This window comes from Methylobacterium terricola (assembly GCF_006151805.1).
Lineage (GTDB): Bacteria > Pseudomonadota > Alphaproteobacteria > Rhizobiales > Beijerinckiaceae > Methylobacterium > Methylobacterium terricola.
Genome location: NZ_VDDA01000001.1, coordinates 709,264 through 733,195, shown reverse-complemented (window position 1 = coordinate 733,195; position 23,932 = coordinate 709,264). Strand labels below are relative to the sequence as shown.

21 protein-coding genes are annotated in these 23,932 nt (G+C 73.5%); 15 read left to right on the top strand and 6 right to left on the bottom strand.

The genetic code is table 11. The features are described 5' to 3' along the window. Window positions 1-39 precede the first annotated feature (39 nt). From FF100_RS03215 to cobJ, 8 genes are all read left to right on the top strand, one after another. Window positions 40-789: a CbtA family protein gene (locus FF100_RS03215; protein ID WP_139034094.1), complete on the top strand. Its 750-nt coding sequence runs from the start codon at window positions 40-42 to the stop codon at window positions 787-789. Next, window positions 786-1,163, top strand: coding sequence for a DUF1636 family protein (locus tag FF100_RS03210; RefSeq protein ID WP_139034093.1), 378 nt, complete (start codon window positions 786-788; stop codon window positions 1,161-1,163). The genes FF100_RS03215 and FF100_RS03210 overlap by 4 nt, the downstream gene beginning before the upstream one ends. Further along, window positions 1,160-2,194: a cobalamin biosynthesis protein CobW gene (gene cobW, locus FF100_RS03205; protein WP_139034092.1), complete on the top strand. Its 1,035-nt coding sequence runs from the start codon at window positions 1,160-1,162 to the stop codon at window positions 2,192-2,194. Before FF100_RS03210 ends, cobW begins: the two co-directional genes overlap by 4 nt. 271 nt (window positions 2,195-2,465) lie before the next feature. Beyond that, on the top strand, window positions 2,466-5,732 hold the full coding sequence (gene cobN, locus FF100_RS03200) for a cobaltochelatase subunit CobN (RefSeq protein ID WP_139034091.1): 3,267 nt from the start codon (window positions 2,466-2,468) through the stop codon (window positions 5,730-5,732). Then, complete coding sequence (locus tag FF100_RS03195) at window positions 5,729-7,096, top strand: nitrite reductase (RefSeq protein WP_139034090.1); 1,368 nt, start codon at window positions 5,729-5,731, stop codon at window positions 7,094-7,096. The genes cobN and FF100_RS03195 overlap by 4 nt, the downstream gene beginning before the upstream one ends. Then, a complete protein-coding gene (locus tag FF100_RS03190; RefSeq protein ID WP_139034089.1) occupies window positions 7,093-7,725 on the top strand; it encodes a precorrin-8X methylmutase in 633 nt (210 codons plus the stop codon). Before FF100_RS03195 ends, FF100_RS03190 begins: the two co-directional genes overlap by 4 nt. Further along, window positions 7,725-8,516: a precorrin-2 C(20)-methyltransferase gene (locus tag FF100_RS03185; RefSeq protein WP_139034088.1), complete on the top strand. Its 792-nt coding sequence runs from the start codon at window positions 7,725-7,727 to the stop codon at window positions 8,514-8,516. Before FF100_RS03190 ends, FF100_RS03185 begins: the two co-directional genes overlap by 1 nt. Then, window positions 8,513-9,268 carry a precorrin-3B C(17)-methyltransferase gene (gene cobJ / locus FF100_RS03180; protein ID WP_139034087.1) on the top strand — a complete coding sequence of 252 codons (756 nt, stop codon included), beginning with the start codon at window positions 8,513-8,515 and terminating at the stop codon, window positions 9,266-9,268. Before FF100_RS03185 ends, cobJ begins: the two co-directional genes overlap by 4 nt. Here the strand turns inward: cobJ and FF100_RS03175 are convergent. Next, complete coding sequence (locus tag FF100_RS03175; protein WP_139034086.1) at window positions 9,241-9,996, bottom strand: cobalt-precorrin-6A reductase; 756 nt, start codon at window positions 9,994-9,996, stop codon at window positions 9,241-9,243. The two genes, cobJ and FF100_RS03175, sit on opposite strands and share 28 nt — an antisense overlap. On the opposite strand from FF100_RS03175, the gene cbiE reads away from it, so the two are divergent. Genes cbiE through FF100_RS03155 form a run of 4 tightly spaced genes read left to right on the top strand, consistent with a single transcriptional unit; the run spans window position 9,995 to window position 12,877 of the window. Further along, window positions 9,995-11,239 (top strand): precorrin-6y C5,15-methyltransferase (decarboxylating) subunit CbiE, encoded by a 1,245-nt coding sequence (gene cbiE / locus FF100_RS03170; protein WP_139034085.1) that lies wholly within the window; start codon window positions 9,995-9,997, stop codon window positions 11,237-11,239. The two genes, FF100_RS03175 and cbiE, sit on opposite strands and share 2 nt — an antisense overlap. An 8-nt stretch (window positions 11,240-11,247) precedes the next feature. Beyond that, window positions 11,248-11,739 (top strand): cobalamin biosynthesis protein, encoded by a 492-nt coding sequence (locus FF100_RS03165; RefSeq protein ID WP_139034084.1) that lies wholly within the window; start codon window positions 11,248-11,250, stop codon window positions 11,737-11,739. Further along, window positions 11,736-12,524, top strand: a complete 789-nt coding sequence (gene cobM, locus FF100_RS03160; RefSeq protein ID WP_139034083.1) for a precorrin-4 C(11)-methyltransferase — start codon at window positions 11,736-11,738, stop codon at window positions 12,522-12,524. Before FF100_RS03165 ends, cobM begins: the two co-directional genes overlap by 4 nt. A 56-nt stretch (window positions 12,525-12,580) precedes the next feature. Further along, window positions 12,581-12,877 (top strand): GNAT family N-acetyltransferase, encoded by a 297-nt coding sequence (locus FF100_RS03155; RefSeq protein ID WP_139034082.1) that lies wholly within the window; start codon window positions 12,581-12,583, stop codon window positions 12,875-12,877. 349 nt (window positions 12,878-13,226) lie between these two features. On the opposite strand, the gene FF100_RS03150 is transcribed toward FF100_RS03155, so the two are convergent. After that, a complete protein-coding gene (locus FF100_RS03150) occupies window positions 13,227-14,330 on the bottom strand; it encodes a cobalt-precorrin-5B (C(1))-methyltransferase (RefSeq protein ID WP_139034081.1) in 1,104 nt (367 codons plus the stop codon). A 63-nt stretch (window positions 14,331-14,393) separates the two neighbouring features. Here FF100_RS03150 and FF100_RS03145 point away from each other — a divergent pair, with 63 nt between their 5' ends. Continuing rightward, complete coding sequence (locus tag FF100_RS03145) at window positions 14,394-15,719, top strand: cobyrinic acid a,c-diamide synthase CobB (RefSeq protein WP_139034080.1); 1,326 nt, start codon at window positions 14,394-14,396, stop codon at window positions 15,717-15,719. A 141-nt stretch (window positions 15,720-15,860) separates the two neighbouring features. On the opposite strand, the gene FF100_RS03140 is transcribed toward FF100_RS03145, so the two are convergent. Continuing rightward, window positions 15,861-16,277: a helix-turn-helix domain-containing protein gene (locus FF100_RS03140; protein ID WP_139034079.1), complete on the bottom strand. Its 417-nt coding sequence runs from the start codon at window positions 16,275-16,277 to the stop codon at window positions 15,861-15,863. Window positions 16,278-16,806: 529 nt separating this feature from the next. Here FF100_RS03140 and hmuQ point away from each other — a divergent pair. After that, window positions 16,807-17,127: a heme-degrading protein HmuQ gene (gene hmuQ / locus FF100_RS03135; protein WP_139034078.1), complete on the top strand. Its 321-nt coding sequence runs from the start codon at window positions 16,807-16,809 to the stop codon at window positions 17,125-17,127. Window positions 17,128-17,192: 65 nt separating this feature from the next. On the opposite strand, the gene FF100_RS03130 is transcribed toward hmuQ, so the two are convergent. Further along, window positions 17,193-18,464 (bottom strand): MFS transporter, encoded by a 1,272-nt coding sequence (locus FF100_RS03130; protein ID WP_139034077.1) that lies wholly within the window; start codon window positions 18,462-18,464, stop codon window positions 17,193-17,195. Window positions 18,465-18,778: 314 nt separating this feature from the next. Between FF100_RS03130 and FF100_RS03125 the strand changes: the two genes are divergently transcribed. Continuing rightward, window positions 18,779-20,275: an exopolysaccharide biosynthesis polyprenyl glycosylphosphotransferase gene (locus FF100_RS03125; protein ID WP_139034076.1), complete on the top strand. Its 1,497-nt coding sequence runs from the start codon at window positions 18,779-18,781 to the stop codon at window positions 20,273-20,275. Between the two features lie 27 nt (window positions 20,276-20,302). On the opposite strand, the gene FF100_RS03120 is transcribed toward FF100_RS03125, so the two are convergent. Together FF100_RS03120 and FF100_RS03115 are read right to left on the bottom strand one after the other, a co-directional pair. Further along, a complete protein-coding gene (locus tag FF100_RS03120) occupies window positions 20,303-22,300 on the bottom strand; it encodes a glycosyltransferase (RefSeq protein ID WP_139034075.1) in 1,998 nt (665 codons plus the stop codon). Next, entirely contained in the window at window positions 22,282-23,496 is a 1,215-nt protein-coding gene (locus FF100_RS03115) for an HlyD family secretion protein (protein ID WP_246101889.1), read from the bottom strand. Before FF100_RS03115 ends, FF100_RS03120 begins: the two co-directional genes overlap by 19 nt. Window positions 23,497-23,932: the final 436 nt, after the last annotated feature.

The following is a 23,932-nucleotide window of genomic DNA, read 5'->3' as shown; positions in this document are numbered from 1 at the left end:
GCGGGCCCGCGGCCCTTTGGTCGTGCAGGTGATCCCCGAATGACGAAACGTCTGCTCGCCGCGGCCCTGGTCGCCGGCTTCCTGGCCGCTTGCGTGGCCTCCGCCCTGCAATTCGCCCTCACCTCGCCGCTGATCCTGGCGGCGGAGAAGTACGAGACGGCCGAGACCGTCGCACCGGCCCGTCACGCCTTCGCCAACCCGCTGATCGTGCTGGCCCATGCCGGCCACGACCATGGCGGCGAACCGCAATGGCAGCCGGCCCCCGGCCTGCCGCGCCTCGCCTTCACGGCGCTCGCCACCCTGGTGAGCGGCGTCGGCTACGCCCTGCTGCTCGGCGCCGTGCTGGTCGCGTCCGGCCGCGAGGTGACGCCCGGCGAAGCGCTCAAGTTCGGCATCGGCGGCTTCCTCGCCGCCAGCCTGGCGCCGGCGATCGGGCTGCCGCCGGAACTGCCGGGCGTCGCCGCCGCCGCGCTCGAATCGCGCCAGCTCTGGTGGGTGGCCACTGCCGTCGCCACGGCAGCCGGCCTCTACCTGATCGCGATTCGCCGCGGCCCGGTGGCGATCGGGCTCGGCCTCGCCCTCATCGTCGCGCCGCAGGCCTGGGGCGCGCCGCACGGGCCGGAGGAGATCTCCGCCATGCCGCCGGTCTACGCCGCGCAGTTCGCCGCCCGGTCGCTGGCCATCGGCTTCGCGTTCTGGGCGGTGCTCGGCCTCGCCTTCGGCTGGGCCTGGGGCGCGGTGACCGGGCGCCAGGGCGCCGCCGGCCACACGCACGGGGTGACCGCGTGACCGACCCCGTAACCCTCTACGTCTGCACTACCTGCCGCGACGCCGCCGATTCAGGCGACGGCCCCCGTGCCGGCGCCCGCCTGCACGAGGCGCTGACTGCGGCCCTCGCCGCCCGCCCGGGCGCGCCGGTGCGGATCGAGCCGGTGGAATGCCTCTCGGTCTGCAAGCGCTCCTGCACGGTCGCGGTCGCGAGCCCCGGCCGCTGGACCTACGTCTACGGCGATCTCGACCCGGGGACGTCCGCCGACCTCATCCTCGACGGCATCGGCCTCTATGCCGGAACGCCGGACGGCCTCGTGCCCTGGCGCGAGCGTCCGCAAGAGTTCCGCAAGGGCGTCGTCGCCCGCATCCCTCCCGCGCCGGTGACACCATGACCATCCTGAACAAAATTCCCTGCACCATCGTCACGGGCTTCCTCGGCGCCGGGAAGACGACGCTCGTGCGCCACGCCGTCGAGCACAATGACGGCCGGCGGCTCGCCATCATCGTCAACGAGTTCGGCGATGTCGGCTTCGACGGATCCCTGCTCGCCGAGTGCGGCATCCCGGGCTGCGACGCCGACGCGGTGGTCGAGCTGCCGAACGGGTGCATCTGCTGCACCGTCGCCGACGATTTCGTGCCGGCGCTCAACAAGCTCCTCGACCGGCCCGAGCCGCCGGAGCACATCCTGATCGAGACCTCCGGCCTCGCCCTGCCGAAGCCGCTCGTCCAGGCCTTCAACTGGCCGGCGATCCGCTCGCGGGTCACCGTCGACGGCGTGGTGGCGGTGGTGGACGGCCCGGCGGTGGCGTCCGGCGCCTTCGCGGACGATCCGGAGGCGCTGGCGGCGCAACGCGCCGCCGATGCCAGCGTCGATCACGAGAACCCGCTGGAGGAGGTGTTCGAGGACCAGCTCCTCTGCGCCGACCTCGTGGTGATGAACAAGTCCGATCTCCTGGACGAGGGCGAGCGCGCCCGGGTCCGGGCCGAGGTCGAGGCGCACCTGCCGCGTGCCGTCAAGCTCGTCGAGACCGCCCACGGCGCCCTCGATCCCCGGGTGCTGCTCGGCCTCAACGCCGCGGCGGAGAGCGACCTCGCCTCGCGCCCGTCGCATCACGAGACCGAGGAGGACCACGACCACGACGATTTCGAGAGCGTCGCGGTGCCGGTGAAGGCCGCGGGCTCGCCCGAGGACCTGGCCGCCCGGGTGGCGAAGGCGGCGGACGTGGCGGGCGTGCTGCGGATCAAGGGCTTCTGCGCCGTCGCCGACAAGCCGATGCGCCTCGTCGTCCAGGGCGTCGGCCGCCGCGTCGCCCACCATTACGACCGCCCCTGGCGGCCGGCCGAGCATCGCGACGGAACCCTGGTGGTGATCGGGCTGACCGGGTTCGACAAGGAGGCGGTGGCGGCGGCGTTGAAGGGGTAAGGGCGGGAGTCACCCCGCCGGTCGTGCGCCTGTCCCCTCTCCCCGCCCGCGGGGAAAGGGGAGACCGGCGTTGTCCGTCTCGGCCGGGACGTCCGAGGTGCATCCTCACCATCGCGTCGCCCCCGACCGGGACGAATACCAGCCCAGGAGGAGGGCATCGCATGGTAGAGCCCGCGCCGCGGTGCTGGAGCGCGCAGGGTTCGTCCCCCGGCAGGAGCGCCGGGACGAGCGCCAGACACCAATCCGTGCGGCCTTGAGGACCTGAGAACCGATGCACCTCCTGCGCATCGATGCGGTGTCCCTCGACGAGGGCGAGGCGGCGGTCGATCTCGGCCAGGCGCCCGGCGACGTCGTGGCCCTGTCCTTCACGGATTCCGACCTCGCCGGGCTCGCGGGCGCCCAGGCCGCGCTGCCGGGCGACCGGCCGAGCCTGCGGCTGGCGAAGCTCGCGCAGCTGCGTCACCCGCTCTCGGTCGACCTCTACGCCGATGCCGTGGTCGCGCGGGCCCGCTTCGTGCTGGTGCGCTGCCTCGGCGGGCTCGATTACTGGCGCTACGGCGTCGAGCGGCTGGCCGAGACCTGCCGCGCGCACGGCATCCCCCTCGCGGTGCTGCCGGGCGACGACCGGCCCGACCCGCGCCTCGACGCCGTCTCGACGGTGGCGGCGGAGCTGCTCGCCACCCTCGACGCGTATTTCCGCGCCGGCGGCCCCGAGAACCTGCGGCGGCTCCTGACCCGGATCGCCGCCGAGCTCGGCTGGCCGGTGCACCCCGAGCCGCCGCGCGCCCTGCCCCGGGGTTTCGCCTGGTGCCCGGGCTGCGGCCCCCGCGCGGAACTCGGCTCCGCCTCGCCCCTGCCCCGCGCCCTGGTGCTGGTCTACCGCTCGGCGATCCTCGGCGGCGATACCGCGCCGGCCGCTGCGCTGGCGGCGGCCCTGTGGGAGCGGGGCCTCAGCCCCACCATCGTGGCGCTCGCAAGCCTCAAGGACCCGGAGGCGGTCGCCGTCCTGCGGCAGGCGGTGGCCGCGCATCGCCCCGCCGTGATCGTCGCCGCCACCGCGTTCTCGGCCCGGGACGATGCCGGCTTCGTGCTCGATGCCGCCGATTGCCCGGTCATCCAGGCCTTCACGGTCGGGTCGGGCCGCGATGCCTGGGCGGCCTCGGCCCGGGGGCTCAGCGCCGCCGACCTCGCCATGCAGGTGGCCCTGCCGGAATTCGACGGGCGGCTCGCCGGCTTCCCGATCTCGCACAAGGAGGAGGCGCGGGAGGTCGAGGGCTATCGCGAGCGCCGCGCCGTTCCGGATTTCGCCGGGATCAGTGCCACCGCCGACCGGGCCGCGGCCTGGGCCCGCCTCGCGGCGATTCCGCGGGCGGAGCGCCGCCTCGCCCTCGTCCTGTCCGACTACCCGGCACGGGGTGGCCGGGCCGGCTTCGCGGTCGGGCTCGACACGCCGGCGAGCGCGTGCGCCATCCTCGCCCTCCTGGCCTGCGAGGGCTACGCGGTCGCCGACATCCCGGAGCCGGATGCCCTGATGCGCCGGCTGACCGAGGGCGACGAGGCCCTGTCGGTGCCGCTCGATGCCTACGAGGCCTGGCGCGCCCGGCTGCCGGAGGCGGCCCGCGACGCCCTGGCGGCGGAATGGGGCGAGCCCGCCGATGATCCGGCCTGCCGCGACGGCGCGTTCCGGTTCCGGGCGGTGCGGGCGGGCCACGTGCGGGTGGCGCTCCAGCCCGACCGTGGCCACAAGGGCGACCGCAAGGCCGGCTACCACGACCCCGACGCGGTCCCGGCCCACGCCTATCTCGCCTTCCATCTCGCCTTGCGCGAGGGATGCGACGCGCTGATCCATCTCGGCACCCACGGCACCACCGAGTGGCTGCCCGGCAAGGCCGTGGCGCTCTCGCCCGCCTGCTGGCCGGCCCTCGCCGTCGGGGCGCTGCCGGTGGTCTATCCCTTCATCGTCGACGATCCCGGCGAGGCGGCCCCGGCCAAGCGCCGCATCGGCGCGGTCACGATCGGCCACCTGCCGCCCGAGACCGCCGCCGCCGGCCTCGACCCGGAGGCCGCGACCCTGCGCGAGCTCGTCGAGGAATATTCCGCCGCCACCGTGCTCGATCCGCGCCGGGCCGACCTGATCGCCCGCGGGATCCTGGAGCGGGCCGAGGATGCAGGCCTCCTCGCCGCGGCCGGGATCGACCGGGCGACCGCGATGCCGGATGCGCTGGCCGCCCTCGACGCGCATCTGTGCGATCTCGCCGAGGTGACGATGCGCGACGGGCTGCACGTTTTCGGCGCGGCGCCCGAGCCTCACGCGGAATGCGGCCCGGCCGAGCGGGCCGGTCTGCTGGCCGCCCTCGACGGCCGCTTCGTGCCGCCCGGCCCCGCCGGCTCGCCGGCCCGCGGCCGGGCCGACGTTCTGCCCACGGGGCGCAACCTCGCGACCCTCGATCCCCGTGCCCTGCCGACCCGGGCCGCCGCGATGCTGGGCGAGAAGGCCGCCGCCGAGGTGGTGCGCCGCTACCTGCAGGACGAGGGCGAGTATCCGGCCCGCCTGGTCATGGACCTGTGGGCCTCGCCGACCCTGCGCACCGGCGGCGAGGACGTGGCGCAGGCGCTCGCGCTGATGGGCGTGCGCCCGACCTGGGACCACGCCTCGACCCGTGTCACCGGCTTCGAGGTGCTGCCGCTCGCCCTCCTCGACCGGCCGCGGATCGACGTGACGGTCCGGGTCTCCGGCGCCTTCCGCGACACCTTCCCGGATACCCTGGCCCTCCTCGACCGCGCCGCCTGGGCGGTCGCCGGCCGCGACGAGGACGATGCCGACAACCCGCTGGCCGCGGCCCGTCGCCGCGGCGAGGCGCCGGCGCGGGTGTTCGGCGCGGCGCCCGGCCGCTACGGCGCCGGCACCGCCGCGCTCGCCCTCGACGGGGACTGGACCGACCGCGGCGATCTCGCCCGGGCCTATCTCGGCGCCACCGCGGAGGCTGCGGGCGCCGGCGACGCCGATTTCGCCGCCCGGGTCGCGGCGGCGGATGCCTATCTCCACGCCTTCGACGTCGCCGAGCGCGACCTCCTCGACGGCGACGCCGGCGCCGACGCGATGGGCGGGTTCTCGGCCGCGGCGGCGTCGCTCGGCGCCGCGCCGGTCCTCTACAGCCTCGACACCAGCCGCCCCGAGGCGCCCCGGGCCCGCACCGCCCGCGAGGACGTCGCCCGGCTGGTACGCGGCCGCCTCGCCCATCCGCGCTGGATCGCCGCGCAACTGCGCCACGGCTGGCGCGGGGCGCAGGAGCTGGCGCAGGGGCTCGACGCGGTGTTCGTGATGGCCGCCGCCACCGACGCGGTCCCGGATGCCGAGATCGACCGGCTCTACGACGCCTATCTCGGCGACGAGGACGTGCTGGCGGCGATCGAGGCGGCCAATCCGGGCGTCGCCCAGGCGCTCCGCGAGCGGTTCGCCGCCTTGCGCGACCGCGGCCTGTGGCGCAGCCGGCGCAATTCGCTCGCCGCCCTCGACGCCTGCGAGGCCGCCGAATGACCCCCGCTCCCGTCATGCCGGCGCCTCGCCGCGGATGGTGCCCGGGCCTCGCCCGGCCGATGCCGACCGGCGACGGGCTGCTGGTGCGGCTCCATCCGGTCGCCGGCCGGATGACCGCGATCCAGGCCCGCGCCGCGGCGCGCGCGGCCCGGGAGGGCGGCAACGGCCTCCTCGACGTGACGGCGCGGGGCAACCTGCAGATTCGCGGCGTGACGGCGGAAAGCCATGCCCGGGTGGCGGCGATCCTGGCCGAGGCGGGTCTGAGCGACGTGCGCCACGATGGCGGGCCGCAGCGGCTGACGCTCGGCGCCGCCCTCGCCGGAGCGGATGGACTCGCCGTCGTCGCGGCGATCGAGGCGATCGGCCGCGAGGTGAGGGGACTGCCGGCCAAGACCCTGGTGGCAGTGGAGGATCCGGCCGGCGGGCTCGGGCCGGTCGAGGCGGATCTGTGGGTGCGCCTGGCCGCCGACGCGGGTCCTCATCTCGCTCCGCTGTCACCGAATGAGACGCGGGCCGTCTCCTCTCCCCGCGGGCGGGAAGAGGACATGCGCTCGGTTCGACGCGCACACCACCCGGACGGAGCGGAGGAGCGACTGCCCCCACTCCACCTCGCCGTCGCCACCCCGACCGGCCCGATCTGGCTCGCGCCGCTCCCTGCCCCCGTCGCCCTCGCCGCCCTGCGCGCCCTCCTCGACGGCCTCGCCTTCTCCGGCGCCCGCCGGATGCGCGGCCTGTCCGACGCGCAGCGCGGCACCCTCCTGGCCGGGCTCGCCCCGGGGGAGGCGCCCCCGGCGACCGCGGCGCTCCCGGCCGGCCTGCACGGCCGCACCTTCCTCGCCGAGCTGCCCTTCGGCCGCTGCGACGCCACCCTCCTCGACCGCCTCGCCGGCTGGAGCGAGGCCCATGGCGACGGCCGCCTCGCCCTCACGCCGAGCCGCGGCGTCGCGCTCACCGGCCGCGAGGCGTCCGGAGCCGCCGCCCTGCGCGACGCGGCCGAGGCCGCCGGCCTGATCGTCGATCCCGCCGATCCGCGCCGGGCGGTCGCCGCTTGCCCGGGCGCGCCGGCCTGCGCCTCCGGCGGCACGCCGGCGCAGGACGATGCGCCTCGCCTCGCTGCCGCCTTCGCGCATCTGGCAAGGCTCGGCGCCACCGCCCACGTCTCCGGCTGCCCGAAGGGCTGCGCCCAGCCCGGCCCCGCCACCCTGACCCTGGTCGGCCGTCCGGACGGCCGCTACGGGGTGGTGCCGCAGGGCCACGCCGGCACCGAGACCGGACTCGTGCTCACTTTCGGTGCGGTGCTGGAGCGGCTAGAGAGCACGCAAGTCCCCTCCGACGTGAGAGACGCATTCCGGGAGCCCGCATGAATCCGCGCCTCGACTACATCCGCGACGGCGCCGCCATCTACGCGCGCTCCTTCGCCATGATCCGCGCCGAATCCGACCTCGCGCGCTTCCACGGCGCCGCCGAGCGGGTGGCGGTGCGGATGATCCATGCCTGCGGCATGACCGACCTGCCAACCGACATCGACCTGTCGCCGGACTTCGCCGAGGCCGCGGAGGCCGCGCTCCGCCGCGGCGCCCCGATCCTGTGCGACGCCCGCATGGTCGCCGACGGGGTCACCCGGGCCCGCCTGCCGGCCGGCAACGAGGTGATCTGCACCCTGTCCGACCCGCGGGTGCCGGACCTCGCCAAGTCCCTCGACACGACCCGCACCGCCGCCGCGATGGAATTGTGGCGCGACCGGCTCGCCGGCTCGGTCGTCGCCGTCGGCAACGCGCCGACCGCCCTGTTCCGCCTGCTCGAGATGCTGGACGAGGGCGTGGCGCCCCCGGCGGCGGTGATCGGCGTGCCGGTCGGCTTCGTGGGTGCCGCCGAATCGAAGGACGCGCTGGCCGCCGACGGGCGGGTGCCGTTCATCGTGGTGCGCGGCCGGCGCGGCGGCAGCGCCATGGCGGCGGCCGCCGTCAACGCGCTCGCCAACGAGGTCGAGTGATGGACGGCGCATCGGAGTTCATGGCGGCCGACCCGGCCGAGATCCCGTCGGCGCCGCGCACGGCGGTCACCGGCACGCTCTACGGCGTCGGGATGGGGCCGGGCGACCCGGATTACCTGACCGTGCGGGCGGTGCGGGTGCTGGAGCGCGCCCACCACCTCGTGCATTTCTGCAAGGCCGGCAAGCGCGGCAATGCCCGCACCATCGCCGACGCGGTGGTGCAGGATTCCGCCCGCGAATGGCCGCTGCCCTATCCCTACACCACCGAACTGCACCCCGAGGATCCGGCCTACGTGGCGGCGCTCGCCGGCTTCTACGACGAGGCGGCGGAGCGCCTCGCCGAGGTCCTGGATGCCGGCCGCGACGTGGCGATCCTGTCGGAGGGCGATCCGTTCTTCTACGGCTCGTTCATGCATCTCTGGCGCCGCCTGAAGGACCGCTTCCCGGTCGAGGTCGTCCCGGGCGTCACCGGCATGTCGGGCTGCTGGACCCGGGCCAACACCCCGATCACCTGGGGTGACGACGTGCTGACGGTCCTGCCGGCCACCCTGCCCCACGCCACCCTGGTGGCGCGCCTCTCGCAGACCGACGCCGCCGTGGTGATGAAGCTCGGCCGCCACCTGCCGAAGGTGCGCGCGGCGTTGACCGAGGCCGGGCTGATCGACCGCGCCGTCTACGTCGAGCGCGGCACCATGGCGGGCGAGAGCGTGATCCCGCTCCTCCGGAAGCCGGACGACCTGGCCCCCTATTTCTCGATGGTGCTGGTGCCGGGCGAGGGCCGCCGGCCGTGAGCGGCTCCGTCACGGTGATCGGCCTCGGGCCCGGCGATCCGCGCTACCTCACGCCGGCCGCGACCGCTGCGCTCGACGCGGCGCAGGATCTGATCGGCTATTTTCCCTACGTCGCCCGGGTGCCGGAGCGGCCGGGCCTCGTGCGCCACGCCTCCGACAACCGGGTCGAGGTCGACCGCGCCCGCCATGCCCTGGAACTGGCCGCCGCCGGCCGCCGGGTCGCGGTGGTGTCGGGGGGCGATCCCGGGGTCTTCGCGATGGCGGCGGCCGTCTTCGAGGCGCTGGAGGCCGGCGATCCGGCCTGGCGGCGGCTTCCCATCACGGTCGAGCCCGGCATCACCGCGATGCTGGCTGCGGCGGCGCGCGTCGGCGCGCCGCTCGGCGGCGATTTCTGCGCGATCTCGCTGTCCGACAACCTGAAGCCCTGGGAGGTGATCACCGCGCGACTCGCCGCGGTGCTCGCGGCCGACCTCGTCGTCGCGCTCTACAACCCGATCTCGCGGGCGCGCCCCTGGCAGCTCGGCGCGGCTCTGGGGCTCGCCGCCGAGCACCGCGCGCCCGACACGCCGGTGATCCTCGCCCGCGCCGTCGGCCGGCCGGACGAGGCGATCCGCGTCCTGCCGCTGGCCGAGGCCCGCGCGGCGGAGGCCGACATGGCGACCCTGGTGATGATCGGGGCGAGCGCGACCCGGCTGATCCCGCGCGCGGGCGGGACGCCCTTCGTCTACACGCCGCGATCGGTCGCCCGATGAGCCTCGAGCCAGGCGAGCGCCGCGCGGGAATCGGCCACCCGCTCCACCTCCGGCAGGACGGGCTGGCGCACGATCACCACCGGCAGGCGCAGGGACCGCGCCGCCGCGATCTTGCCGTAGGTGGCCGTGCCGCCGGAATTCTTGGTCACCAGCACGTCGACGCCGTGGCGGCGCATCAGCGCGGCTTCCTGTTCCGCGTCGAACGGGCCGCGGGCCTCGATCGCCGTGACGTCGATCCCCGGCAGGGCATCGCCGACCGGCTCGATGGTGCGCACGAGGTAGCGGTGCCGGGGCGCCGCCGCGAAGGCGGCGAGTTCGAGCCGGCCGACGGTGAGGAAGACCCGGCGGGGCACCGTCCCGAGGACCGGAACGGCCTCCGCCACGCTGTCGACCTCGTGCCACTCGTCGCCGGGCTCGCTGGTCCAGGCCGGGCGCCGGATCGCCAGGAGCGGCACGCCGGTCTCCCGGCGCGCCGCCGCGGCGTTGCCGGAGATGACACGGGCGAAGGGATGGGTGGCATCGATCAGCGCCTCGATCCCATGTGCGCGCAGATACGCGGCGAGCCCCGCCACACCGCCGAAGCCCCCGATGCGGGTGCGCGCCGGCAAGGCGAGGGGCGCCGCCGTGCGACCGGCGAGCGACAGGGTGACGTCGTAATCGGGATGGTCGGCGAGCCGTCGGACCAGGCTCGCCGCCTCGGTGGTGCCGCCCAGGATGAGGATGCGCATGCCCGCCTTCTCGCCTGAGGCCCGGCCCCTGTCGAGCGTCGCCCCCTGGCTGTCCATCGTCGGCATCGGCGAGGACGGGCGCGCCGGGCTCTCGCCCGCCGCCGCGGCCGCCCTCGACGCGGCCGGGCTGGTGGTCGGCGGGCGTCGCCACCTGGAACTCGCCGCACCGCTTTCCGCCGAGGCCCTGGCCTGGCCGAGCCCGCTCACGGACGCCTACCCGGCGATCCTCGCCCGGCGCGGGCAGCCGACCTGCGTGCTCGCCACCGGCGACCCGTTCCATTACGGCGTCGGCGCCGAGCTGGCCCGTCTGGTGCCACCCGGCGAGATCGTGGCGTATCCCCAACCGTCCGCCTTCAGCCTCGCGGCGTCCCGGCTCGGCTGGCCGCTGGCCGAAACCGCGTGCCTGACCCTGCACGGGCGCGCCCTGGAACGGGTGATCCCGCACCTCCAGCCGGGCGCCCGGCTGCTCGTCCTGTCCTGGGACGGGACGACGCCCGGCAAGCTCGCGGCACTCCTCACCGAGCGCGGCTTCCCGCGCTCGCGCCTCGCCGTGCTCGAGGCGATGGGCGGCCCGCGCGAGCGCCGCCACGCCGGCCTCGCGGCGGATTTCCCGGATCACGGGATCGACCCGCTCAACACGGTGGCGGTCGAGGTGGTGGCCGAGCCCGATGCGCGGGTGGTTCCCCTCAGCGCCGGCCTCGACGACGGGTGGTTCGAGCATGACGGGCAGCTCACCAAGGCCGAGATCCGCGCCGTCACCCTGGCGGCCCTCCGCCCCCGCGCCGGACAGCTGCTGTGGGATGTCGGCGCCGGCTCGGGCTCGATCAGCATCGAGTGGTGCCTGCGCCATCCGGCGAACCGCGCGGTCGCGGTCGAGGCCCGCGAGGAGCGCGCCGACCGCATCCGCCGCAACGCCCGTCATCTCGGCGTGCCCGACATCCCGGTCGTGGTCGGCCGGGCGCCGGGGTGCCTCGCCGGGCTGCCGGCGCCGGATGCGGCCTTCCTCGGCGGCGGCGTCTCCGACCCGGCCCTGGTCGCGACGGTGCTCGAGGCCCTGCCCTCCGGCGGGCGCCTGGTGGCCAACGCGGTGACGCTGGAGAGCGAGGCCCTGCTGCTGCGCCTCCATGCCGAGCATCGCGGGACCCTCCGGCGCCTGTCGGTCGCCCGGGCCGAGCCGGTCGGCCATCTCACCGGCTGGCGCCCGGCGATGCCGGTGACGCAATGGGCGCTGACGAAGCCGTGACACCCCTCATGATCCAGGCCAGGATCCAGGCCAGGGCGCCGGGCGCGCCGCCTCCGCCCACCGTTCTGCACGGGGCTGCCCGGGATCCCGCCACCGAGGCGCCCCGGGCCGTCGTCGCCGGCATCGGCTTTCGCCATGCGACCCTCCCCGAGGAGATCGTGGCGCTCGTGGCGGAGGGTCTGCGGCAGGCCGACCTCGCCGGCGCACGCCTCGCCGCGATCGCCACTGCCGCCGACCGCGCCGGCGATCCGGCGATCCGCGCGGCGGCCGAGACCCTGGGCGTGCCCCTCGTCGCCGTCGACGTCGAGGCCCTGCGCGAGGCCGGGCGCCGGGTCGTCACCCGTTCGGTCCGCATCGAGGCCCTGCGCGGCGTCGGATCCCTCGCCGAGGCCGCGGCCCTCGCGGCGGCCGGGCCCGATGCCCGCCTCGTCCTGCCCCGCATCGCCAGCGCGGGCGCCACCTGCGCGCTCGCCGCCAGCGGAGACGCCCTTCCGTCATGATCCACTTCATCGGCGCCGGCCCGGGCGCAGCCGACCTCATCACCGTGCGCGGCCGCGACCTCATCGCCCGCTGCCCGGTCTGCCTCCATGCCGGCTCCCTGGTCGCGCCCGAAATCCTGTCCTGGTGCCCCTCAGACGCCCGGATCGTCGACACCGCCCCCCTCTCCCTCGACGCGATCATCGCCGTCATGGCGGAGGCGCACGCGGCAGGGCAGGAGGTGGCGCGGCTGCATTCCGGCGACCTCTCAATCTGGAGCGCGGTGGCCGAGCAGACCCGCCGCCTCGACCGCCTCGGCATCCCCTACGACCTCACCCCCGGCGTGCCCTCCTTCGCCGCGGCGGCCGCGGTGCTCGGGCGCGAATTGACGGTGCCGGAACTGGCGCAATCGGTGGTGCTGACCCGCACCAGCGGCCGCGCCTCGGCGATGCCCGAGACCGAGCGCCTGGCCGCCTTCGCGGCGACCCGGGCGACGCTCGCCATCCATCTGTCGATCCACGTCATCGACGCCGTGGCGGCCGAGCTGATCCCGCATTATGGGCCGGACTGCCCGGCCGCGGTGGTGTTCCGCGCCACCTGGCCGGACGAGCGGGTGCTGCGCGGCACGCTCGCGACCCTGTCGGCCCAGGTCGCGGCGGCGGGACTCGAGCGCACGGCGCTGATCCTGGTCGGACCGGCGCTCGGGGCGACGGAGTTTCGCGAGAGCGCGCTCTACGCGGTGGATTACGACCGGCGGTTCCGGCCGGGCGGCGCCGTGGCCGCGCCGGTCGGGCCGCCGTCGCGCTGACACCGCTCCCGACCGTTGCGGCGGGGGCCTTCCATCCGTAAACAACCGCGATGCGGATGCGGATCGCCACCCACGCCGATGAGGCGTTGCTCGCCCATCTCCATGCGGAGAGTTGGAGGAGCGCCTATCGCGGGATCCTCGATCCGAGCTTCCTCGCCGGTCCCATCGAGCAGAACCGCCTGGATGCGTGGACATCCCGCATCGGGCCGCATCACCCCGACCTGACCGCCATCATCGCCGAGAGCGACGGCGAGCCGGTCGGCTTCGTCTGTGCGATCGGAGCGGAGCACGAGCGCTGGGGAACGCTGGTCGACAATCTCCACGTCCTTCCCACGGCGAAGGGACGGGGATAGGGGACGGCCCTGCTCGGCGCCGCGGCGGAGTGGTCGTCGCGCGCCTATCCTGAGTCGGGGCTCTCCCTGTGGTGTTTCGAGCAGAACGCGCAGGCCCGCCGCTTCTACGAGCGGCGTGGCGGCGTGATCGCCGAGCGGAGCCGGCACGCCGTTCCCGGCGGAGGCGACCGGCCGGTCCTCCGCTACCATTGGGCCGATCCTGCCTCCGCCTTCGGCTCGCAATGTCCCGCAGATCGCCGCATGCCGTGGCCGGCAGGACCGGCGGTCTGATCGAGATCGACGTCCAGTGCCGTTTCGCCGGCACCGGCGCGGTGCTCGGCCATTGACGACCTGCCTATCGACGGCCGCCTCACCCCACCGGATGGAACGGCGCCCGCCCGACCAGCCCACCCTCCCGGTCGAACACCACCACCTCCAGCGAGGTGCCCGAACCCGACAGAGCCTTTGCGGCTGTCGCCCACGCATAGCGGGCGACGAGATCGGCGAGCGGCAGCTCCTGGGCCTGTGCCAAGCGCAGCACCTCGAGGGCGGTGTTGGCCCCGGCGGCCTGACGGGCGAGGTCCGGCCCGCCGCCGGCCTCCGCGACGCGCTCCGACAGCCAGGCGAGATCGACCGGCCCGGAGCGCGAATGCAGGTCGAGGAGCCCGTGACCGAGCTTCACCATCTTGGCGATGCCGCCGGCCACCGTCACCCGCGGCACCGGGTGGCGGCGCAGGTATTTCAGCATCCCGCCGGCGAAATCGCCCATGTCGATCAGGGCCTGGGGGGCTAAGCCGTAGAGGCGCGCCACCGCCTCCTCGGAGGTCGAGCCGGTGGCGCCCGCGACGTGATCGAGGGCGCCGGCCCGGGCGACGTCGACCCCGCGATGGATGCTGTCGATCCAGGCGGCGCAGGAATACGGCACCACCACCCCGGTCGTGCCGAGCACCGACAGGCCGCCGACGATGCCGAGCCGCGGGTTGAGGGTCTTCTGCGCCAGGGCCTCGCCGCCGGGAATCGCGATCTCCACGATTACGTCCGCCGGCCCGCCGAACCCCAGGGCCGCCTCCCCGATCGCCGCCGCGATCATCCGCCGGGGCATCGGGTTGATCGCCGGTTCGCCGACCGGGAGCGGCAGCCCGGCCCGGGTCACGGTGCCGACCCCTGGCCCGGCCCGGAAGGTGACGCCGGTGCCCGGCGCCCCGCGCCGCACCGTCGCGAGGACGAGCACCCCGTGGGTCACGTCGGGATCGTCGCCGGCATCCTTCACCACCCCGGCGAAGGCTCCGCCCTCGGCAGGTCCGGTCCGCGCCAGGGCGAAGGCCGGGCGGGCGCCGCTCGGCAGCGGGATCTCGACCGGGTCGGGGAACGAGCCGGTCACGAGCCCGGCATAGGCGGCCTTGGCGGCGGCGGCCGCGCAGGCGCCGGTGGTCCAGCCGCGGCGGAGGGTCTCCCGAGGTCGTGTCGCGTCCATGCGGCGTGGTATCACCCCGGGCCGGCGCGGTGAATGCGCCTCCCGTGAACAGACGGACCCCTCGTGACCGCTCATCCCGCCCGCGGCCTCCTCGTCGCCGCCGCCCGCTCCGGCTCCGGCAAGACCACCGTGACCCTCGCGCTGCTGCGGGCCCTGCGCCGCCGGGGGCTGGCGGTGGCCGGGGCGAAATGCGGGCCGGACTACATCGATCCCGCCTTCCACGCCGCCGCGACGGGGCGCCCGAGCTACAACCTCGACAGCTTCGCCATGGACGGCGCCCTGCTCGACGCGGTGGCGGGCCGGGCCGGGAGCGAGGCCGAGCTGCTCGTGGCCGAGGGCTCGATGGGCCTGTTCGACGGCGTCGTCGCGGAGGAAGGCCGCAGCGGCGCCAATGCCGACATCGCCGCCCGCTACGGCTGGCCGGTGGTGCTGGTGCTGGACGTCTCGGGGGCGGCGCAATCGGCCGCCGCGACGGCCCTCGGGGTGCGGGCCTACGACCCGCGCCTGCATCTCGCCGGCGTGATCCTCAACAAGGTCGCGAGCCCGCGCCACCGCCGGCTGGTCGAGGACGGACTCGCCCGGATCGGGGTGCCGGTGCTCGGCGCGGTGCCGCGGGAGGCCGCGCTGGTTCTCCCGGAGCGCCATCTCGGCCTGATCCAGGCCGGCGAGACCGCCGATCTCGATGCCCGCCTCGACCGCCTGGCGGATCTGGCGGAGGCCTCGATCGACCTCGACGCGGTCCTCGCCGCCGCCGGCGGCCGGATCCCCGCGCCCGCCCCCGGCCGGTTGCCGCCGCCGCCCGGCCAGCGCCTCGCCGTGGCCCGGGATGCCGCGTTCTCGTTCGTCTACCCGCATCTGGAGGCCGGCTGGCGCGCCGCCGGGGCCGAGATCATGCCGTTCTCGCCGCTCGCCGACGAGGCGCCACCGGCGGAATGCGACGCCTGCTGGCTGCCCGGCGGCTATCCGGAGCTGCATGCCGGCCGCCTCGCCGCCGCGTCGCGCTTCCTCGACGGGCTGCGCGCCTTCGCCGCGACCCAGACCGTCCACGGCGAGTGCGGCGGCTACATGGTGCTGGGCGAGAGTCTGGAGGATGCCGACGGCACGACCCACCGCATGGCCGGGCTCCTGCCGGTCGCGACCTCCTATGCCAGGCGCCGGCTGCATCTCGGCTACCGGATCGCGACCCTCGCCGGGCCGAGCGCCCTCGGCTCGGCCGGTCAGGGCCTGGTCGGGCACGAGTTCCACTACGCGAGCGAACTCACCCCTCCACCCGGCCCGGACGAGGCCCTGGCCGAGGTGACGGATGCGGAAGGGCGCCCGCTCGGGCCGGCAGGGCATCGGCGCGGGCGGGTCAGCGGCAGCTTCTTCCACCTCGTGGGGCTGCGCTAGGTCGCCGGCGCCGCCACGTACCCCGCGACGGGCCGGTCCGCCCCACCGGCACGACGCCGTCGAGCCGGCTCGACGCACTGTCGCAGCCGGCTTCGTCAGGGATGCGGCCGGGGCTCCGGCGGGGACCGCCGGCTCACGGCGTCATTCGGCGGCGGTGGTGTCCTCGCCGTTCAGGGCGGTGGCGTGGCGGCCGAGGCGGGCGGCGGACCGCACGATCGCCAGCACCTCGCGGCGCAGCTGCTCGTCCTCGATCTGCACGTAGGCGCGCAGCAGCTCGATCGCGCCCTGCGCGCTCAAGAAGCCGAAGACGTTGTCGTCGCCGCTCTCGCCGCCGGCCTGATCCTCGAAGAAGGCCGAGACCGGGACCTCGAGCAGCCGGGCGATCTCGCGCAGGCGGCCGGCGCCGACGCGATTCTGGCCCTTCTCGTACTTCTGCACCTGCTGGAAGGTCACGCCGACGGCATTGCCGAGGGCGGTCTGGCTCAGGCCCTTGGCCTTGCGCAGGGCCGTGATGCGGACGCCGACGAGCCGGTCGACCTCGGTGGTTTGCTTGGGCATCGGTCCTCAACGTCTTTGTTCTGGCTTGCCAACGGTCTGGCCCGCCGGGAGGCCCTCTCCCCAATCCCAGAGAGCCGCCATGCCGCGTCGTTCGTGCCCGCGTCGCGGCCGGTGCGCTCCCGCTCCGTCCGTCCCGCGGATGTTCGCCACCCAGAACCGGTGGCGAAGACGCCTCGCCCCCGGTTCACGCACCCCACCCGGCCGGCCTGTCGCGGGCGGGCCGGCCTTCATCCAGTCGCCATCCGGACGCTGCGCCGAGTCGGAGCGCGTCGCCGGCCTCGACCCTTCCACGCCGTCCTGCTGCCAGGCTCGCGACGCGGGTGCGGGTCTGCCATGCAACCCAACTCACGTCTACACGCTCCGAGCGAATTCCCCAAGGGAACAAAGGTGGAAAAAATACTGAGTTGCGTCGCGCACGCAGGTCGCTCGCCAGTCGGGCTTAGGCCGACCGGCCGGGTCACCTTGCCGATGGCGGCCTAGTTCCCATCTCCGGGACACCCGCTCAGCCGCGCCGAGGAGGACGTCCACGATGTTCATCGCCATGAACCGGTTCAAGGTCTACAAGGACGCCACCCAGGACTTCGAGCAGGTCTGGCTCGGGCGCGACAGCCACCTGGGGGAGATGCCGGGCTTCGTCGAGTTCCATCTGCTGCGCGGGCCGGAAGCCGAGGACCACGTCCTCTACGCCTCGCACACAATCTGGTCGTCGAAGGCCGATTTCGAGGCCTGGACCCGCTCCGAGCAGTTCCGCAAGGCGCATAGCCGTGCGCCCGGCACCAAGCCGCTCTATCTCGGCCATCCGCAATTCGAGGGGTTCGAGACGATCCAGACCGTCGCCCGCAACGACTAAACCCGGAAGGGCGGGGGCCGGAACGGCCGGCCCCCGCCGATTCGGGTCAGGCGGTCCCGCCCGTCTCAGGCGGCCTTGGGCGCGTCGAGCCGCGGCAGGAACGCCGCCAGCAGCCCCACCGCCGGCAGGAAGGCGCAGACGCCGTAGACGAACTCGATGCTGGTGCGGTCGGCGAGCTCGCCCAGCACCGCGGCGCCCAGCCCCCCCATCCCGAAGGCGAAGCCGAAGAACAGGCCGCCGACCAGGCCGACCCGGCCGGGCAGGAGTTCCTGCGCGTAGACCAGGATCGCCGGCATCGCCGAGGCCAGGATCAGGCCGATCGGCACGGTCAGCACCACGGTCCAGACCAGGTTCACGTGCGGCAGCGCCAGGGTGAAGGGCAGCACGCCGAGGATCGAGCCCCAGATCACCACCTTGCGGCCGAACCGGTCGCCGATCGGCCCGCCCACCACCGTGCCGGCCGCGACCGCGCCCAGGAACACGAACAGGTAGAGCTGCGAATCCTGCACCGACACGCCGAAGCGGTGGATCAGGTAGAACGTGAAATACGAGCTCAAGCTCGCCATGTAGAAATACTTCGAGAAGATCAGCACCAGCAGCACCCCGATGGTGCCGACGATCTTGGACCTCGGCAGGGGGCGGATGGCAGCGGCGCTCTTCTTGCCGCGGGCGGCGCCGGCGGCGAGGCGGTCGCGGTACCAGCGGCCGACGAGGCTCAGCACCACGAAGCCGGCGAGCGCCGCGAGGGCGAACAGCGCGACGCTGCGCTGGCCGAGCGGCACCACGATGAAGGCGGCGAGCAGCGGCCCCAACGCCGTGCCGGCATTGCCGCCGACCTGGAACACCGATTGCGCCAGGCCGTAGCGCCCGCCCGAGGCCAGCCGGGCGACCCGCGAGGCCTCCGGATGGAAGATCGCCGAGCCGAGGCCGACCAGGCAGGCGGCGAGGATCAGCAAGCCGTAGGAACCGGCATGCGACAGCAGCAGCAGCCCGCAGAGCGACAGCAGCATGCCGGTGGCGAGCGAGAACGGCATCGGCCGCTTGTCGGTGAACAGGCCGACCACCGGCTGCAGCAGCGAGGCGGTGAGCTGGAAGGCCAGGGTCAGGACGCCGATCTGGGCGAAATCGAGGGCGTAGGCCTGCTTCAGCAGCGGGTAGATCGCCGGCAGCAGCGACTGCATCATGTCGTTGAGGAGGTGCGACAGGCTCAAGCCGCCGAGGATGACGGCCGCCGGTCCCGCCGCCGCCGGCACGCTCCGGGTTGCCGGCTCCACCAGGGGCGGCCCGGCGACCGACGGCTCCACGGCCACGCCGCCCTCGCTCGCACGCGCATCCATCGCTCTGGCGCTCCCCCTTGGCGACCGGCTCGCCAGTCGTGTTCGGCGACCGGCGAGCCGATCGGACTGGCCGACCGGTGGACCGATCGTATCCCGCCGCGCCGCCCGGTCCCGCCGGGGGCTCGGCGAGCCTGCCATACACCCGCGCACCCGCCTCGTCCCATCCGTGGTCGCAGGGCTGGGATGCGACCGGTCCCGGGCTTGCTGCCTGACCGCCCACCAGCCGGAAGCGGCCCGGGGCGCGTGTGGGAACGACACGTTCCCCGCCCGGACCGTCCCAACCCGGCACAGATGCGGTCACGGGTCATCTCGCCATGCGACACGAACGGTTCCCGGATGACGGCAACGCCCACCTTGCCTCGTCCGAGGCGCGCGCGGTCTGGAACGCGCTGCTGCCCCGACGCGGCCGCGCCGCCCTGCGCCTCGCCATCGCGGGCGGTGCGGCGACCACCGAGCTCGCCGCCGTGACGATGACCGGGCTCGCCTGCGAGCTGATCTACCACCTCGTCTCCTACGAGCGGCAGCCCGATCTCGGTCCCTCTCTCGCGGTCGGGCTGTTCCTCGGCCTGTTCGTCGTGCTGCCGAACGCCGCGCGGAACGCGTACAGCATCGAGAATTACCTCGCTCGCGCGCCGCACCTGCGGCAGACCACCAACCTGTGGGTCGCCGCCTGGGCGGTGGTGCTCGTCCTCGGCTTCCTCACCAAGACCACCGGCGACCATTCCCGCGCGGCGGCCCTGGCGACCTTCCTCGCCGGCCTGCCGGTCCTCGTCATCACCCGGTTCGCCACCGTGACCCTGGTGCGCCGGCTCATCACGCTGCGCTCCGATTCGGCCCGGCGCATCCACCTGATCGGGTACGAGGACGACGTCGCGAGCTTCTACGCCACCCACGACACCGCGGCACTCGGCCTGCGGGTGATCGGCGTCAGCACCCTGCGCGACGCCCCCCCGGGCGCCGAGCCGGAGGCGCGCCGGTCCCAGCTCGCCGAGGATCTCGACCTCAGCGTCTCGGTGGTGCGCTTCCTCCGCCCGGACGACGTGTTCGTGCTGGTGCCCTGGGCCGAGGTCGAGGATCTGGAGGCCTGCGTCGACGCCTTCCTGCGGGTGCCGGTCGCCCTGCACCTGCGCCCGGGCCGGGTGATGGACCGCTTCAGCGACGTGCGCCTCGGCCGGGTCGGCCTTCTCACGGGGATCAATGTCGGCCGCGCGGCCCTCACGCCGCTCGAGATCGCCGCCAAGCGCAGCTTCGACATCGCGGTGGCCTCCTTCGCCCTCGTCGCGCTCTCGCCGCTGCTCGCGCTGATCGCCCTCCTGATCCGCCTCGACAGCCGCGGCCCGAGCCTGTTTCGCCAGAAGCGCTACGGCTTCAACCAGGAGGCGTTCTGGGTGTTCAAGTTCCGAAGCATGCGGGCGGAGGCCGACGCCGCCTTCCGTCAGGCGACCCGGGGCGACGACCGCATCACCCGGATCGGCCGCATCCTGCGCCGGACCAACCTCGACGAGCTGCCCCAGCTTCTCAACGTGATCCGGGGCGACATGTCCCTCGTCGGCCCCCGGCCCCACGCGGTCGCCCACGACCGCAGCTTCGAGCGCCGCATCGCCCTGTATGCGCGGCGCCACAACGTACGGCCGGGCATCACCGGCTGGGCCCAGGTCAACGGCCTGCGCGGCGAGACGCTGACCGATGCCGACATGCAGCGCCGGGTCGAGCACGACCTGTTCTACATCGACAACTGGTCGCTGTGGTTCGACCTCCGGATCCTGGTGATGACGGTGGTGGCGCGGAGCGCGTTCAAGAACGCGTATTGACGGTCGGCGGGCCGATCCCGCCCGGCCTCAGGACGCCGCCCGCGCCGTGCGGCCGAACATCCGCGACCACAGGCCGCCGGCGATCGCCGACTTGTCGAGCGCGCGGATGTCCTGGGAGTAACCTCCCGTGTAGAGCTTGACGATCATCTGGTCCCGGCATTCGCCCTCGAGGGCGGTGCCGAACCGGATCGCGACGCGCTTCGGCCCGAGGCGGGAGACCGTCTCGACCGTGCAGCGCAGCTCGGGAAAGTGCGGCATCGCGACGATCATCGCGTCGCCCGCCGCGACGGCGGGTTCCGCCTGAAGCGCGACGACGCCGCCCGCGAGCGACAGGCTCGTGACCCGGCCGGGCAGGGTCGCCGTCCCGCATGCGATCCTGGCCTCCTCGTCGGTCGCGAAGCTGTCGAGGAGCGGTCGCGGCCGCTCGAAGCAGATGAGCGACGCCACCATCAGCACCGCGATGTTGAGAGCGGCCCAGTAGGCCGAGACCACCGAGAACTCGCCCTCCCCGACCCGCGACCATTCGGGCACGACGTTGACGACGAGGCCGAGGGCGGTGACGGCGATCCAGAACGCGATCGAGAAGAACGTGTAGGCGTCGAACGCCGATTCCTCGTTGCCGGACCCCTTGGGCGTGACCCGGAACGGCACGCCGAACGGCTTGACCAGGCTCGACACGACGACCGGCAGCATCCGGAACGTCGCGAAGGCCCCGACCGCCGAGGACACGAGCGGGAGGTACCGGGTCGGCGTGAGCCAGCCCATCAGCAGGAAGTACGCCACCAGGACCGGCACCTGATACCAGACGATGTCCGCGGTCCCGGTGAAGTACAGGGGCGCCGCCCCGGTCCAGAGATAGACGGCCGGGACGATCAGGATCACGAACCGCACCGTGTACTGGACGAGCCACGACAGCGGCAGGAACATGAAGCGCTGGAACAGGGTCAGGCCCGGGCCGCGCAGCGGGCCGTTATGCAGGTAGATCGTCTGAATGCCGCCGCGGCACCAGCGGCCGCGCTGGACGAAGTAGCCCTTCAGGTTCTCGGCGGCGAGGCCCATCGACAGACGCTCGTTGAGGTAGCGCGTCGTGTAGCCCCGGTTGAGCAGCGCCAGGGTGGTGAGCAGGTCCTCGGTGATCGAATCGTGCGGGAAGCCGCCGATCTCCGCGATGGCGGAGCGCCGGGCAATCGAGCAGGAGCCGCAGCAGAAGCTGACGTCCCAGGCGTCGCGGCTGGCCGCCATCTCGTCGAAGAACAGCCGCTGCTCGTCGGGCCAGACGTTCTCCAGGCTCAGATTCGACTGCACCGGGTCCTTGTTGAAGAAATGCTGCGGCGTCTGGACGATGCCGATCGTCGGATCCTGGAAGAACGGCACCGTGCGCCGCAGGAAATTGCGGTAGGGCACGAAGTCCGCATCGAAGATGGCGATGAAATCGCCCGACGAGACTTGAAGGCCGTTGTTCATGTTGCCGGCCTTCGCATGGGAATTGTCGGGGCGCGTGACGTGAACGGCGCCCTTCCGCTCGCAATAATCCTTCAGCCAGCCGCGCCTTTTATCGTCGAGGACATAGATCGTGAGCTTGTCCTTGGGGTAATCCAGCGCGAGGGCGCCAACGATGGTGCGCTCCAGCACGTCGAGGGGCTCGTTATAGGTCGGGATGAACACGTCCACGGTGGGAAGGCGCGCGGCGTCGCGGGCGAAGTAGTCCCGCTCGAGCCGGTCCGCCTCGGCGCTGCGGTCGACGGTGCGGCTCATGGCGAAGAGGAACAGCAGGATGTCGGCGAAGGCGCCGAGCTCGACGAGGAAGACGAACCACGTCCACAGGAACCCGAAGCTCCAGTCCACGGGATAGGCGAGCACCGTGGCGAAGAACCGCCAGACGAGATAGCGAACGGCGACCGCGAGAACGAAGGCGCAGGTCACGGCACGCGGCCACGTCGCGTGCCGCGGCCAGTTCAGGCTGAAGAGGAAGAAGAACGCCGCGACGAGCAGGGTCGGCACGAAATCTACGAGATACTGAACCACAGGCTCTTCACCAGGTTGGGCAGGCGGACGCGCTTGGCGGCGTGGGCGATCCGGACCTGGACCGAGCGGCCGACCTGGCAGAAATTGGCGAAGTCGCGCTGCATGGCGTTCGGTTCGAGCGCCACGCGGAAGCGGGCGCTCTTGCCACGACTCTCGGGCGGGACAGCCGCCAGGACCAGCTCCTCGACGGCGGCGCTCGATCCGCGCACCGAGAGGACGGTGCCGGCGATGATCTGGCTGCTGCCGAGAAGCCGGACCTCCGCGCTCGCCCCGGGAGAGATGTCGTCGTAATCGATCTCATTGACCAGGATGTCGACGAACAGGTCGCGGCAGTCGAGGAGCCGGATCAGCTCGTTGCCGACGACGACGTTCGATCCGGCCACGACGTTGTTGCGCCAGATCACGCCGTCGAACGGAACCCGCACGACCGCGGTCGAGAGCCGGTCGTTGCGCTGGCGCTCGAGCTCGATCTGCCGCTCCAGCTGCTGGATGCGGGCGCGCTCGGCCCGGGCCTGCATCTGCACGTTCGCGAGCTGGATCGCGACCTCGTCCTGGCGCTGCTGCGAGTACGGCACGTCGTTGCGGCCCTCGCCGACGAAGGTGCCCTTGCGGAGCGCCTCGAGCTGGCGGGTGAGGCGCTCGAGGTCGGCCCGGGCGATCGCCTGCTCGCTGGTCGCCGCCACCGAGGCGGCGCGCGCCTGCTCGACGGAGCTTCCGGCCACGACGCCCGTCGCCCCGAGCGTCGTCTTGCGGACCAGGTCCGCCTGCGCGGAGACCTGCTGCGCCTGTGCGGCGGTGATCCGCTGCTGGCGGATGACGATCTCCTGCTGGATCCCCGTGACGCTGGCCTGCTGATACTCCTTGAGCCGGGCGGCGAGGTCGGCCTTGATGGCCGAGAGCGCGCCGGCCTGGCCCTCGAGCGCGCGCAGACGCTCGCGGGTCGCACCGAGATCCGCGTCCAGCTGCGCCTCGGCCGTGCGGGCGATGCGCTCGTTCCGGATCTGGAACAGCGGATCGTTTTGCGGGACCGCGGTGCCGACCTTCGGGGGGGTCGCGGAAACCACCCCCTCGATCGGCGCGGCGACGACGGTGAAGCGGGCATTCACCGTGCCGTCGAGGCTGGTATAGCCGGTGAGGGCCGGCAGGATCGCGAGGGCCGCCGCTCCAAGCAGCAACACACCCACGAGGATGCGCATCGCTCGGCTGTTCCAAAGCATCCCTGAGGCCCGCTTCCATTTTCTACCAAACCGTAACGAAATATCGAGCCATTTGTTTCAATTTAAGACAAATAAAAATTCGACATTCGCTTTATAAATTGTCCATCTTGAGTATGATATGTCTGTATAGACAAAAAATAGACATGACCCAGCGCAGATCGCAGGATGACGCGGACGACGCGTGTCGACGTCCGATCACGGGCGGGCCCAGGAGAGCGCGACACGCTTCGGAGGAAACGACAACCGGAAATTTTATTTCTGGATCGTCAGACGTGTGCGCGCCGTCACGTCTCATCGCCGTCCAGGCCGCGAGATCCCGGGTCCGAAGACGCCCCGCGCGCAGACAAGCCGGGAGGCCGCGAGCGCGGCGACACGCGTTCATCGAAGGTCGCCTGGGTGAGCCCGGCCGCTCGTC

Coding starts and splice junctions, on each gene's coding strand:
- FF100_RS03115 (WP_246101889.1), bottom strand. CDS start 23,496: ATGCGCATCCTCGTGGGTGTGTTGCTGCTTGGAGCGGCGGCCCTCGCG.
- FF100_RS03140 (WP_139034079.1), bottom strand. CDS start 16,277: ATGCCCAAGCAAACCACCGAGGTCGACCGGCTCGTCGGCGTCCGCATC.
- FF100_RS03165 (WP_139034084.1), top strand. CDS start 11,248: ATGATCCAGGCCAGGATCCAGGCCAGGGCGCCGGGCGCGCCGCCTCCG.
- FF100_RS03130 (WP_139034077.1), bottom strand. CDS start 18,464: ATGGATGCGCGTGCGAGCGAGGGCGGCGTGGCCGTGGAGCCGTCGGTC.
- FF100_RS03215 (WP_139034094.1), top strand. CDS start 40: ATGACGAAACGTCTGCTCGCCGCGGCCCTGGTCGCCGGCTTCCTGGCC.
- FF100_RS03185 (WP_139034088.1), top strand. CDS start 7,725: ATGGACGGCGCATCGGAGTTCATGGCGGCCGACCCGGCCGAGATCCCG.
- cobM (WP_139034083.1), top strand. CDS start 11,736: ATGATCCACTTCATCGGCGCCGGCCCGGGCGCAGCCGACCTCATCACC.
- cbiE (WP_139034085.1), top strand. CDS start 9,995: ATGCCCGCCTTCTCGCCTGAGGCCCGGCCCCTGTCGAGCGTCGCCCCC.
- FF100_RS03155 (WP_139034082.1), top strand. CDS start 12,581: ATGCGGATCGCCACCCACGCCGATGAGGCGTTGCTCGCCCATCTCCAT.
- hmuQ (WP_139034078.1), top strand. CDS start 16,807: ATGTTCATCGCCATGAACCGGTTCAAGGTCTACAAGGACGCCACCCAG.
- FF100_RS03175 (WP_139034086.1), bottom strand. CDS start 9,996: ATGCGCATCCTCATCCTGGGCGGCACCACCGAGGCGGCGAGCCTGGTC.
- FF100_RS03195 (WP_139034090.1), top strand. CDS start 5,729: ATGACCCCCGCTCCCGTCATGCCGGCGCCTCGCCGCGGATGGTGCCCG.
- FF100_RS03150 (WP_139034081.1), bottom strand. CDS start 14,330: ATGGACGCGACACGACCTCGGGAGACCCTCCGCCGCGGCTGGACCACC.
- cobN (WP_139034091.1), top strand. CDS start 2,466: ATGCACCTCCTGCGCATCGATGCGGTGTCCCTCGACGAGGGCGAGGCG.
- FF100_RS03190 (WP_139034089.1), top strand. CDS start 7,093: ATGAATCCGCGCCTCGACTACATCCGCGACGGCGCCGCCATCTACGCG.
- FF100_RS03125 (WP_139034076.1), top strand. CDS start 18,779: ATGCGACACGAACGGTTCCCGGATGACGGCAACGCCCACCTTGCCTCG.
- cobW (WP_139034092.1), top strand. CDS start 1,160: ATGACCATCCTGAACAAAATTCCCTGCACCATCGTCACGGGCTTCCTC.